The 12,798-nt window shown below is 59.1% G+C and carries 13 protein-coding genes; 8 read left to right on the top strand and 5 right to left on the bottom strand.

Translation table 11 applies throughout. The features are described from left to right. Together B088_RS04440 and B088_RS08575 are read right to left on the bottom strand one after the other, a co-directional pair. Positions 1 to 361: Na/Pi symporter (locus B088_RS04440; protein ID WP_038973919.1), on the bottom strand; the 361-nt coding region annotated here is incomplete at its 3' end. A gap of 149 nt (positions 362 to 510) precedes the next feature. Further along, positions 511 to 657 carry a hypothetical protein gene (locus tag B088_RS08575; RefSeq protein ID WP_018107209.1) on the bottom strand — a complete coding sequence of 49 codons (147 nt, stop codon included), beginning with the start codon at positions 655 to 657 and terminating at the stop codon, positions 511 to 513. A gap of 940 nt (positions 658 to 1,597) precedes the next feature. Here B088_RS08575 and serS point away from each other — a divergent pair. The 7 genes from serS (at position 1,598) to B088_RS04475 (ending at position 8,210) form a co-directional block, all read left to right on the top strand. Beyond that, on the top strand, positions 1,598 to 2,884 hold the full coding sequence (gene serS, locus B088_RS04445) for a serine--tRNA ligase (protein WP_018107211.1): 1,287 nt from the start codon (positions 1,598 to 1,600) through the stop codon (positions 2,882 to 2,884). Between the two features lie 7 nt (positions 2,885 to 2,891). Beyond that, complete coding sequence (locus B088_RS04450) at positions 2,892 to 3,692, top strand: DUF3108 domain-containing protein (RefSeq protein WP_018107212.1); 801 nt, start codon at positions 2,892 to 2,894, stop codon at positions 3,690 to 3,692. Between the two features lie 6 nt (positions 3,693 to 3,698). Next, a complete protein-coding gene (locus B088_RS04455) occupies positions 3,699 to 4,256 on the top strand; it encodes an HD domain-containing protein (RefSeq protein WP_018107213.1) in 558 nt (185 codons plus the stop codon). A 6-nt stretch (positions 4,257 to 4,262) separates the two neighbouring features. Continuing rightward, positions 4,263 to 5,012, top strand: a complete 750-nt coding sequence (gene lptB, locus B088_RS04460; RefSeq protein ID WP_018107214.1) for an LPS export ABC transporter ATP-binding protein — start codon at positions 4,263 to 4,265, stop codon at positions 5,010 to 5,012. Then, entirely contained in the window at positions 5,009 to 5,641 is a 633-nt protein-coding gene (recR, locus tag B088_RS04465; RefSeq protein ID WP_018107215.1) for a recombination mediator RecR, read from the top strand. The genes lptB and recR overlap by 4 nt, the downstream gene beginning before the upstream one ends. A gap of 617 nt (positions 5,642 to 6,258) precedes the next feature. Beyond that, a complete protein-coding gene (locus tag B088_RS04470; RefSeq protein ID WP_025081719.1) occupies positions 6,259 to 7,614 on the top strand; it encodes an ATP-binding protein in 1,356 nt (451 codons plus the stop codon). Between the two features lie 8 nt (positions 7,615 to 7,622). Continuing rightward, entirely contained in the window at positions 7,623 to 8,210 is a 588-nt protein-coding gene (locus tag B088_RS04475) for a YqiA/YcfP family alpha/beta fold hydrolase (RefSeq protein WP_162137995.1), read from the top strand. Between the two features lie 9 nt (positions 8,211 to 8,219). Here B088_RS04475 and ypfJ read toward each other — a convergent pair whose 3' ends face one another. Further along, positions 8,220 to 9,083, bottom strand: a complete 864-nt coding sequence (gene ypfJ, locus B088_RS04480; protein WP_018107218.1) for a KPN_02809 family neutral zinc metallopeptidase — start codon at positions 9,081 to 9,083, stop codon at positions 8,220 to 8,222. 20 nt (positions 9,084 to 9,103) lie between these two features. Next, positions 9,104 to 9,916: a 3-methyl-2-oxobutanoate hydroxymethyltransferase gene (gene panB, locus B088_RS04485; protein ID WP_018107219.1), complete on the bottom strand. Its 813-nt coding sequence runs from the start codon at positions 9,914 to 9,916 to the stop codon at positions 9,104 to 9,106. A 571-nt stretch (positions 9,917 to 10,487) separates the two neighbouring features. On the opposite strand from panB, the gene hemG reads away from it, so the two are divergent. Beyond that, positions 10,488 to 11,897 (top strand): protoporphyrinogen oxidase, encoded by a 1,410-nt coding sequence (gene hemG / locus B088_RS04490; RefSeq protein ID WP_018107220.1) that lies wholly within the window; start codon positions 10,488 to 10,490, stop codon positions 11,895 to 11,897. A gap of 205 nt (positions 11,898 to 12,102) precedes the next feature. Here the strand turns inward: hemG and B088_RS04495 are convergent, their stop codons facing one another. Beyond that, on the bottom strand, positions 12,103 to 12,783 hold the full coding sequence (locus B088_RS04495) for a hypothetical protein (protein ID WP_155802308.1): 681 nt from the start codon (positions 12,781 to 12,783) through the stop codon (positions 12,103 to 12,105). Positions 12,784 to 12,798 lie beyond the last annotated feature (15 nt).

Consider the following 12,798-nt stretch of genomic DNA (forward strand, 5'->3'; position numbering starts at 1 on the left):
TCATGGGGATCGTGAAGGCGCTTATCTCCACCTTAAATCCCAGTAGCGAGATGATCCAGGCCGTCGCCGTGGTACCGATATTGGCACCCATGATGACGCCTATCGCCTGCGTGAGATTGAGGAGCCCGGCATTCACGAAGCTCACCACCATCACCGTCGTAGCCGACGAGGACTGGATCATCGCGGTGATGAAGAGGCCGGTCAGCGCACCGAGGAAGCGGTTGGAGGTAATGGCCGAGAGCAGCGAGCGAAGGCGATCTCCGGCAGCTTTCTGCAGACCCTCGCTCATGATCTTCATCCCGTAGAGGAAGAGACCGAGCGAACCAAGCAGGCTGAGGAAGTCAAGTAGACTGTAATTCATGACTTAAGAGACTTACAGCGGAGAGAGGTATGCGGGAAAAACTTAAGGAGTACCCCCCTCTCCTATTAAATACCTTGACAAAGGTACCCACAAAATGGCAATAGCCGTAAGGAGGAAGCCCCACAATCACCATCGATGAGGCATCGGTCTTACAGCTCCAGCGACTCAGGATTGAGCAAAAAGTCATAGATGCTTATGGTCGTGATGCCGCTCTCACTCCTAAGCACCGGTGTCTCCTCCTCAGAGCGTGTGACACTTTTTTCGAGTAGAAATACACGCTTTTGGCTTAAATCCATTAATCCTACTCGAAAAAGTTGTCACATGTGACACTTTTTTCGAGTAGCGTGTCGTGGGGACGCCCTTGAGATTTAGAGTAATCGTATAATACCACGTGAGGCCCATCCGTGAGGCATCCGTAGGGTGCTCGCTCCATAGGCATCGGTCATCCGCAAAGCGGTGACCGATGTACCCCCCTCCCCTACCACCTCGACCCCTTGTGGGTCGCCGAGCAGCCCCCCGCCTTCCCGGCGACCCGTAAAGGGTCGAGACATAATATGTACGCTTATACATCGGTCGTCGGCACTTCGTGCCTCGACCGATGCCTATGGAACGGGCATCCTTGCGGATGCCGATATTACCGTCAGAGCTTCGTGTCTTTGGGCAAAACGTCCAACTTGTCCGACTCGTGGGCGGCACCCCGTGAATTAGCGCTCTCGGCTGGGTGGCGCCCTTACGAGTGTCGACATACTGTGTAAGCCGGCTACTTTGTGCAGAATGTCCGACCCGTCCGACTCGTCCGACAGAGCCCCTCTCTAAGGCTGGAGATCATCGATGCCCCTTGACGAGTGGGGCAATGAGAGAAAAAGCGGTACATTTGGGTTGCTATATGCCGACTAATATTTAGCACAATACACGGATATGAAAGACAAGCAACTATCATTTACTGAAGCAGTGGTGGCAATGATCACCATCCCCCTCGCACTGGTCATCGGGTCGATCTTGATCAGCAAGAAAAAGAGGTAGTCTGACGACGCAAATCTATTACCGGTAATAGGCGCGACTAATACCGGTAATAGGTTTCACTAATACCGGTATTAGTTTTCACTGAGACCGATATTAGATCGAGCCCCATTTCTGAGCCATTTCTCTCTTATCGGGGTACTGAATTTATTCGGTACCTTTGTATGTTACATACATCAAGCAATTACGAAACAATAGATAGAGTACAGATCCGAGATGTTAACGACTGAATTCCTACTGGAGCATACCGATGAGGCGATCCGGAGACTGAAGATCAAGAATGTCGATCCGGAGCCGATCATCGACAAGGTGCGCGCCCTCGACGAGGAGCGTCGACAGACCCAGAGCGAGCTCGACGAGACCAATGCCGAGATCAATAAGCTCTCCCGAGAGATCGGCGGGCTGATGCGCGATGGCAAGCGCGACGAGGCTGAGACGATCAAGGCGAGGGTGAGCAGCCTCAAGGATCGATCCAAGGAGCTGACCGACCGCAAGCGGGATCTGGAGCAGCAGCAGGTCGACACGATCGTCCTCCTGCCCAATGCTCCCTCGGAGACTGTCCCCGCCGGCAAGTCGGCCGACGACAACGTCATTGAGCGGAAGGGCGGCGAGATCCCTGACCTCCACCCGGACCATAAGAAGCCTCACTGGGAGCTCGCCAAGGAGTACGGCCTGATCGACTTCGAGCTCGGGGTGAAGATCACCGGAGCGGGCTTCCCCGTCTACACCGGCTACGGCACGAGACTCCAGAGGGCGCTGATCTGCTTCTTTATGGACAGCGCGCGCGAGGCGGGTTACCTCGAGATCGAGCCCCCCTTTGTCGTCAATGAGGCATCCGGCTTCGGCACCGGGCAGATCCCCGACAAGGAGGGGCAGATGTACCACTGCGAGGTGGACGACTTCTACCTCATCCCGACGGCTGAGGTGCCGGTAACCAATATCTTCCGCGACGAGATCGTCGATGAGAAGAGCCTGCCGATCCGCATGTGCGCCTACTCCGCCTGCTTCCGTCGAGAGGCGGGGAGCTACGGCAAGGACGTGAGGGGGCTCAACCGCCTACACCAGTTTGACAAGGTGGAGCTGGTTCGCATCGAGCACCCCGACCACTCCTACGAGGCACTGGATCAGATGGTTCGCTACGTGGAGACACTGGTCACCAAGCTGGAGCTACCGTACCGCATCGTCCGGCTCTGTGGTGGTGACATCAGCTTCACATCGGCGCTGACATTCGACTTCGAGGTCTTCTCTGCCGCTCAGGAGCGCTGGCTGGAGGTGAGCTCGGTATCCAATTTCGAGAGCTTCCAGGCCAATCGCCTGAAGTGTCGCTTCAAGGGCGAGGACGGCAAGATGCACCTCGTCCACACGCTCAATGGTAGCGCCCTCGCTCTGCCCCGCATCGTAGCCGCACTGCTGGAGAATAACCAGACGCCTGAGGGCATCGTCATCCCCGAGGCGCTGCGCCCCTACACTGGATTTGACATCATCCCGACACCGGGCAAGTAACGCAAGGATGCGTCCCATTTTATCATACACTCTTACCCTGCTCCTCACGCTCCTCTCGGGGATGGCGGCGGCTCAGGGCCCCACGGCTCGTCTCAAGTCATCGCCCATGCTGGCGGGGAGTGAGACGCTCACCTTTGACCTCTCATACTCCTTTGGCTTCATCAAGGGCAGCGTAGGCACAGCCACCCTTACCACCACGCCAACACGGGGTGGAGGCTGCACCACGCGGCTCCTGCTCCGGACGAAGAACGCCGTCGAGACCTTCTTCCCCATGCGGGACACGATGCAGACCTGGTACGGCGCCGACCGGCTGCCTAAGCGCTTCTACAAGGGGATCGATGAGAATAAGTACCGCATGCGGGACGAGGTAACCTACCGATTTACCCCCAAAACCGTCTTTACCAATGCACGGCAGTACCACGAGGACGGCACCCTGAGGGAGTCTCGCGACAGCCGCATCGATGCGACGAGTGCGGCCGTGCTGGACCTGATCTCCATGGTCGCCTATGTGCGGGCGATACCCGAGGACGAGCTGACAGCCGCCAAGAGCGGGCAGCGCTTCATCATTCCGCTCGGCAAGGAGCTGACGGAGGGGCGCTTCACCTTCATCGGCTACAAGATGCGGAAGTATAAGGGCAAGTCAGTCAGCACGATGGAGGTAAGCTTCGACATTGGCGACCCGGGATTTAAGAAGAATCAGGACACGCTGCGGCTTTACATCACCCGGGATGCCAAGCGACTACCGATCTTTGCCCGCGCAGAACTGGCGATCGGCTCCGTGGACTGTCGTCTCGTATCAGACAAGTAACCCCCTATGAGCAAGTGTGTAGACCCTCTGGAGCTGATCCTCAAGTACTACGACCCCGCGTCGGAGGCGTACCGCATCCTGACGATCCACAGTGAGCGAGTGACGGCGAAGGCGCTGGATATCGTCGATCGCCATCCCGAGTGGCACTTAGACCGAGACTTCGTCGCCGAGGCGGCAATGCTCCACGACATCGGCATCTTCCTCACCGATGCGCCGAGCATAGACTGCCACGGCACCGAGCCCTACCTGATGCACGGCGCCCTCGGTGCCGACCTCCTCCGTAAGGAGGGGCTGCCCCGCCATGCACTCGTCTGTGAGCGGCATACCGGCACCGGCGTGACGCTGGAGGAGATCCTGCGGGAGGGCTACGAGATGCCGCACCGCGATATGGTGCCGATTACCCTCGAGGAGCAGATCATCTGCTTTGCCGACTGCTTTTACTCCAAGGGGAATGTGGAGAAGCTGACCGTCGAGAAGAGCGTCGAGAGCCTCCGCGAGAAGCAGCGCGGCTATGGGAAGGACAATCTCGACCGCTTCGATGCCTGGTGTACCCTTTTCCTATAACGTCACATGAATCTACGGACTGAAGACCTCGTCAAGAAATACAAGAGCCGCACGGTAGTCAACCACGTCTCCATCAACGTCTCTCAGGGAGAGATCGTCGGGCTGCTCGGTCCCAATGGTGCCGGCAAGACCACCACCTTCTACATGACGGTGGGGCTGGTGGTGCCCAATAACGGGCGGATCTACCTCGATGATGAGGACATCACGCGGGAGCCGATCTACAAGCGGGCACACCGAGGGATCAGCTACCTGGCGCAGGAGGAGTCCGTCTTCCGCAAGATGAGCGTGGAGGACAATATCCTCTCTGTCCTCGAGATGACCAAGCTCACTAAGGAGCAGCAGCAGGAGAAGCTTGAGTCGCTGATCAGCGAATTTGGACTCGAGAAGGTGCGGACCAACCAGGGCGACCGACTCTCCGGCGGTGAGCGGCGACGGACGGAGATCGCGCGCTGCCTCGCCATCGACCCGAAGTTCATCATGCTTGATGAGCCCTTTGCCGGTGTCGACCCGATCGCCGTGCAGGACATCCAGTCCATCATCGCCCGCCTCAAGCGGCTCAATATCGGTGTGCTGATCACTGACCATAATGTGAATGAGACCCTCTCCATCACCGACAGAGCCTACCTCCTCTTTGAGGGAAAGATCCTCTTCCAGGGGACGGCGGAGGAGCTGGCGGCGAATGAGATCGTCCGGGAGAAATACCTCGGGACCGACTTTGAGCTCCGTCGGCGCACCTTTGCCGAGATCGATGCATGAGACAGGACCTGGGACAATTCTCTCCTCTCCTCGACCGAGCCGTCCGGGCTCTCGGCGGGCTACCCGGTGTCGGCAGCAAGAGCGCCCTACGGCTGGCACTCTTCCTCCTGAGGGAGGACAAGAGCTTCACCCACGGGCTCACCGATGACCTCCGAGACTTCGTCGACGGCATCCACTACTGCAGCGAGTGCCACAATATCTGCGACGAGGAGCTCTGCGCCATCTGCAGCGACCCCCGACGCGACCCGCGGCTCGTCTGCGTCGTCGAGAGCGTGCGTGAGGTGCTGGCGATAGAGCAGACAGGGCGGTACCACGGGCGGTACCACGTCCTCGGCGGACTCATCTCGCCCATCGACGGCATCGGTCCCGATGACCTCTTCCTTGCCGACCTGCCCCAGCGGGTAGAGGACGAGGGGGTGAGGGAGATCCTCCTCGCCCTCAGCACCACCATGGAGGGCGACACGACCAATTTCTACATCTACCGCCTCCTAAAGGATATCCCCGACCTCAGTATCAGCACCCTCTCCCGCGGTGTCTCCGTCGGTGATGACCTCGAGTACGCCGACCAACTCACCCTCGGCCGCTCGATAGAGAACCGTATCCCCTTCTCCTCCACCCTCCGGGAGTAAGCCCACCCCTTTCGATAATCTGCATTTCGGTAAAAATAGGAATGCAGGATCATCGCGGAGGCACCCCGCCAGGGGTGCTCGCTCCATAGGCATCCTTGCGGATGCCGGTATTGCTGTCAGAGCTTAGTGTATTTGGGCAAAACGTCCGACTTGTCCGACTTGTCCGACTTGTCCGACTTGTCCGACCTGTGGGCTGCACCCCGGCAGGGGTGCGTTGTTCATAGCCCGGGTGTCGGAGGGGCGCAGCCCCGACGACCCCGGGTAAGCATAGCCCTCTTTTACCCCCTCGACCCCGATAGGGCGTCGCTCGTCATAGAGAGCTTCTGGAGGGAGCGACACCCTATCGGGGTCGTATATATAAGGCGTACCGCAGGTGACCCGGGGTCATCGGCACTTCGTGCCTCGACCGCGGGCTATGCAGAAAGGACCCCTACCGGGGTCCCCTGTCGGACAGCCTCCCGATAATCTACATTTGGTGTAGATTCACCCCACCCGATAATCTGCATTTGGTGTAGATTCACCCCTTCCGATAATCTGCATTTGGTGTAGATTCACCCCTTCCGATAATCTGCATTTGGGTATATTTGTGCACCATAGCAGATTAGGAGAGAGTAGATATGAGGAGAAAACTATACGACAGACTAAAGGCTTGGAAGGAACAGTCCCGAGGCGAGTCGGCCCTGATGATCGACGGAGCTCGACGGGTCGGCAAGAGCTACTTGGTGGAGGAATTTGCCAAGCGAGAGTACAAGAGCTACATCTTGATTGACTTCAATAGGGTATCGGAGGAGGTCAAGGGACTCTTTGATCAATATCTGGATCATCTGGATATGTTCTTCCTCTACCTAAGCAACTACGCACAGACCCCCCTTTACGAGCGGGAGTCGCTCATCATCTTTGACGAGGTACAGCTCTATCCCCGCGCCAGAGCCGCCATCAAGTACTTGGTAGCGGATCGACGGTACGACTACATCGAGACGGGCTCTCTCGTGTCGATCAAGCGCAACGTTGCTGACATCGTCATCCCATCGGAGGAGGAGCAGGTAAAGCTTTATCCGATAGACTTCGAGGAGTTTCTGTGGGCTATGGGAAATGAGATGCTGATGCCCTTTATCCGCGACTGCTACGAGGCAAAGAGACCTCTCGGTCAGGTAATGCACCGACAGGCGATGGACTACTTCCGGCAATATATGATCGTAGGCGGCATGCCACAGGCAGTCGCTAAGTACGTAGAGACAAAGAGCTTTGCCGATGTCGATCGTGTCAAGCGCCGCATCCTCGACCTTTACCGAGCCGACATCCGCAAGTATGCAGGTCTCCACAGCGCCCGAGTCTCGTCAGTCTTCGATCAAATACCGGCTCAGCTCCAGCGCCACGAGCGCCGATTCACCCTTTCTGACCTGGAGGAGGGGGCGCGACAGAGGGACTACGAGGCAGCTCTCTTCTGGCTCGATGAGGCAATGGTCGTCAATATGTGCTACAACGCCACCGAGCCCTCCGTGGGCCTGATGCTCAATCAAGACCGCACCACCCTCAAGATATATATGGCTGACACCGGACTGCTACTCAGCCAGTCCTTCGGTAGCGAAGAGCTGGTGGACGAGGAGATCTACAAAAAGATCCTTCTCGATAAACTCTCCTTCAATAAAGGGATGGTGGTCGAGAACATCGTCGCACAAATGTTGCGCTCGGCGGGGCACTCCCTCTTCTTCTACTCCAATCCTACCCGAGAGAGTGCAGAGGATCGCATGGAGATCGACTTCCTCATCACCAAGTCCAGGGTCACCTCAAGGCACAATATCTCTCCCATTGAGGTAAAGAGCGGTCAGCGCTACACGCTCACTTCCCTCCGCAAGTGCATCAAGAAATACGACCGCGACTTAGCGACGCCGTACGTCATCCACCCGGCTGACCTGCGGATCAGCGAGGAGGGGATCACCTTCCTGCCACTCTACATGACCCCACTACTCTGATGATGAGGATGACTAAGACACTGATCTACTTCCACGGATTTCAGTCTGGTGCCGGGACCGCTACCGTGGGGCGCTTCCGGAGGTGCCTCCCCGACTGGCGGGTCGAGGCACCCGACATCCCGCAGGACCCCCTCGAGGCGCTCGACTTCCTCCGCACCCTCTGCGCAGAGCTCCGACCGGACGTCATCCTCGGCACCAGCCTCGGCGCCTTCTACGCCCATCAGATGGTCGGCTACCGCCGCATAGCGGTCAATCCTGCCCTCCACCTCTCCGAGATGCCCGAGATCCTCCACGTCGGGCAGTACCACTACCTCCAGCCGCGGCTCAACGGGGAGACCACCTTTGAGATCACCGACGAGATCATCCGTCACTTCCGCGAGACGGAGCAGCGGCAGTGGGACCACCTGCGAGACCGCGACGGTCGAGAGGAGCCGATCCTCGGCTTCTTCGGCACCCGAGACACCACCGTCGATTGCAGGAGCGACTTCGAGCAGCACTACGGCACCGCCTGCACCGCCTCCTTCGATGGCGAGCACCGGATGACCGACCGCGTCGTCAGCGAGGTCCTCGCCCCGGCGGTTCGCTCCCTCGCATGATCAAGCCTATCAGATCGACGGGTCCGGCAGGCTAAAGGTATCGCCTCCCTCCAGCGTCCCCTCGCGGTAGCCCTTATAGAGCCACGCCATGCGCTGCTTCGAGGTGCCGTGATTGAAGGCATCCGGCACCACGTACCCCTGAGCCTCCATCTGCAGCTTGTCATCCCCGATGGCGTGCGCTGCATTGATCCCCTCCTCGATGTCGCCCGGCTCGAGCGAACCGAAGCGCGCATCGTCGTAGTGCGCCCACATGCCGGCGTAGTAGTCCGCCTGCAGCTCCAGCCGCACGCTGATCGCATTCGCCTCCGTCTTGCTCACCTGCGCCATCCGTGTATGCGCCTTATCGAGCGTCCCGAGGAGGTTTTGCACATGGTGCCCCACCTCGTGCGCGATCACATAGGCGTAGGCAAAGTCGCCTCCGGCACCGAGCTGTGTCTTCATTTGGTTAAAGAAGGAGAGGTCTATATACAAGGTCTGGTCCGCCGAGCAGTAGAAGGGACCCACCTGCGACGACGCCCCACCACAGCCACTCTGCACCGCATCGGTATAGAGCACCATCCGCGGCGGCGTGTAGGTCTTGCCATACTTCGCAAAGATCTCTGTCCAGGCATCCTCGGTCCCCTTGAGGATCACCTTGGTAAAGGTGGCCATCTCCTCCTCCTCGGCCGTCGGGGTATACGGTTCCTCCTGAGCCGTCTGCTGCGTGACGATCGCGCCACCGCCCTGCCGAAGCACGTCGAGGGGATTACCCCCCATCAGCCAGGTGATCAGCCCGACGACGATCAGCCCCCCGATGCCCATGCTGGCACCCCTGACCCGCCTACCACGCCGATCCTCTACGTTGCCACTCTCTTGTCTTCCGTCCAGTCTCATATCTTTTTTTCGTAAAAGAATTAATAACTCTCGCTCTCATCGGGAAACGAACCCTCCGCCACGGCAGCGGCGTAGTCGTCGAAGGCGCGAACCATCGCCTCCCCCACCTCGCCGAAGCGACGGAGGAACTTCGGCCTGAAGCCCTCATTCATCCCCAGCATATCCTGCATCACAAGGATCTGCGCATCGGTATCCGGGCCGGCACCTATGCCGATCGTCGGCACCGAGACCGCCTCCGTCACCCGCTTGGCGAGGGTGGCGGGGATCTTCTCCAGCGTGATCGCCGAGACGCCGATCTCATCCAGCATCCGCGCATCCTCCAGCAGTCGCTCGGCGGCCGCCTCCTCCCTCGCCTGCAAGCCGTAGCCCCCGAGGCGGTGGATCGACTGCGGCGTCAGCCCCAGGTGCCCCACCACAGGGATATTTGCCCCGAGGATCATCTCCAGCGAGGCGCGGACCTCGCGACCGCCCTCCACCTTCACCGCATCACAGCCGCCCTCCTTCATCATCCGGATGGCGTTCTGCAGCGCCGCATAGGGGTCCCCATGCACAGTGCCGAAGGGCATATCCCCCATTACGAAGCAGTGGCGCACCGCACGCGTCACGCACTGCACGTGGTAGATCATCTGATCCAGCGTGATCGGCAGCGTCGTCGGGTGGCCCGCCATCGTATTGGACGCCGAGTCGCCCACCAGTATCGCATCGATGTGGCTCCTGTCCACGAGGAGGGCAGAGGTATAGTCGTAGCAGGTGACACAGGCAAGCTTCCGCTGCCCCTTCAGCTCCGCAAAGTCTCTTGCGGTAATCTTCTTACGCTCGGTTTTCTCAGTCATATCTTGATTGTCGATTGATTTCTCTCTCACAAAGGTACCCCATTCTCCCGATACAGATTCTCGCCCTGATCTAATATCGGTATTAGAGAAAACTATTACCGGTAAAAGAAAAGACTAATACCGATATTAGAGATCACTAATACCGGTAAAAGAATTGCGCACATCCTACAGCAGGCAAAGTCGGTGTCGGAGAGACGTCGGTGTGGCACCCCTGCAGGGGTGCTCGCTCCATAGGCATCGGTCATCCGCGAAGCGGTGACCGATGTGTAGCAACCCACCCCTACCCCCTCGACCCCTTGTGGGTCGCCGAGCAGCCACCCCCATACCCGGCGACCCACAAGGGGTCGAGGCATAATGCGTGCGCTCTAAGCCGGTACGTTTGTGCAGACCGTCCGACCCGTCCGACTTGTCCGACTCGTCTGATAGGGGATAGCGCACTCGGCGGGGGGGGCACCCCTTGCGGGTGCATTCCCTTCACTAGGTGAGGGTTCTCGATGGCGAGACACCGGAGCCTGTAAATCATTGGCCTCTTTTTTCCCTACCTTTGTCGTAACCAAAGAATAGATAGAGTATGACAGCAGGGGATAAGCAGCAGCCCCGCGTGGTGATCATCGGCGGGGGACTTACAGGTATGTCGGTGGCGGCAGGGTGCGACAGGCACGAGATCCCCTTCCTCCTCCTCGAGCGGGAGGAGCGACTGGGGGGACAGATCCAGACGCATCAGCAGGGGGGGTACACCTTTGAGACCGGGCCCAATACCGGGTCGGTCTCCACGCCCGAGGTGGCGGAGCTCTTTGAGTACGTCGCCCCGGAGGCGGAGATGGAGGTGGCGAAGTCGGCCTCGGAGGCGCGCTGGATCTGGAAGGGAGACCGCTTCCACCCGCTGCCGTCTGGCCCGATCAGCGGTCTCACGACCCCGCTCTTCTCGTGGCGGGACAAGCTGCACATCCCCTTTGAGCCCCTCGTGAAGCGGGGCACCGACCCCAATGAGAGCGTCGGGGACCTCGCCGAGAGGCGCCTCGGGAAGAGTATGGTGGACTATGCGGTGGATCCCTTCATCGGTGGGGTCTATGCGGGCGACCCCTACAAGCTGGTGACGCGGCTGGCGTTGCCTAAGCTCTACGACCTGGAGCGGAAGTATGGGAGCTTCATCGGCGGCTCGATGAGGCTGATGAGGGAGCGGAAGCCGACGGAGCGGGACAAGAAGGCGACAAAGAAGGTCTTCAACGTCGTCGGCGGGCTCTCGCGCCTGATCGAGGGGATCGAGCGGAAGGCCTCCCGCAGCGGGCGCTTCGTCACCGGTGCCACCGACATCCGCATCCGTCCCGTGGAGGATCACCGGTATGAGGTGACCTTTACCTCCGGGGGAGAGAGCGAGACAGTCCGGTGCGACCATGTGGTGACGACGATCCGTCCCGACCTCCTTCCCCCTCTCTTCCCGGACGACTGGGCAGGACGCTTCGATCGCATACGGACGCTCGTCTACGCCCCGATCACGGAGGTGGTGGTGGGCTTTGAACACCTCCCCGGGGTGGAGCGACGGGCCTTCGGTGCCTTAGTGCCGACCTGCGAGCGGCGGCGGGTGCTGGGGATCCTCTTCCCTTCCTCCTGCTTCGATGGGAAAGTGCCGTATGAGGACAGTGCGCTCTTCACGATATTTATGGGCGGGCTGCGCAATCCGGATCTGGTGACCGACACGAGCCTCGAGGAGCGGCAGGAGATCGCCCTCTCGGAGCTGTACGATATGATGAAGATCCCGCAGAATATCCGGCCGGACCTCGTCTTCGTCGCCCCCTACAGCCACGCCATACCGGAGTATGACCTGACGACGGAAGGGATCCACGAGGACATCCGCCGACTGGAGGCGGAGTACCCGGGGCTGCAGATCGCCGGCGGGGTGCGGGACGGCATCGGCATGGCGAAGCGGATCACCCAGGGCATCTCCATCGCCGACGCCATCGCCGGCTACCAGCGCGAGTAAGCTTCGGCGACCCTCCCCGATGACCCTAAGAAGGTCATCGGGGAGAGCACCCCGGCAGGGGCGCTCACTCCATAGGCATCCTTCGGATGCAGGCTACCACCGATTGACTATTTTCACAAGCGTCACCCTTGGCACCGGAGCAAAAAAAAAGCTCTCGCCCCCGTCACGATCGACAGGGGCGAGAGCTTGTTACTAAGGAAACGACTCAGAGGACTAGTGTCAGAGTGGCTTTGCAGGTCTTCGTGCAGCCACCTCCGTCAATGCACTCATCGGTGAATTTAAAAGCCTTTTTGGCTCCGGAGATAGTTCTCTCCACGACAATTCGCTCGCCGTCCTTTTCTCCTCCTTCACACTCAATGGCATACTTCCTGGACTTAGCCGTGCGTAATAGGATCTGTGTTGGATCCAAGTCGGGATGATCCGTCTGAAGTATAGCCTCAGCAGCGGCATAAGGGAAGAGGATGTCCTTTGGCATCTGATCATATCTCTGCAGGACGATCTGATCTACCGAGATGCGACCACTCTCTCGGTTGACCGTCAGAGTGATGTCAGCCATTGCCCGGAAGTAGAAGCCCTCCGGCGGCACGACACCCACAAGCTTGCTGTCTAGGAAGTCGACAATCTCACATAGGGTCTCCACATTCACCTCATCCGAAAGAGAGGTCTCCACACCACCGGCAGGGAGAAGCACCCTGTCGAAAAAGCTCGGAAGGAACCCAAAGTCAGACTGTACATAGACCTGCTCCCATGTACGATGTTTGAGTTGTCGGTCGTGAGACAGCTCGGCAGATCCCTGAGGATCCAGGGGACTTTGCTGATTGACACATCCTGCCATAAGGAGTGTCAGCAGACCCAGAAGTGTGGATCTGAACATGGTACTTTCCATAAGATTACATTGCTT

The organism is Porphyromonas bennonis DSM 23058 = JCM 16335, assembly GCF_000375645.1.
In the GTDB taxonomy this organism is placed as follows: Bacteria; Bacteroidota; Bacteroidia; order Bacteroidales; family Porphyromonadaceae; genus Porphyromonas_A; species Porphyromonas_A bennonis.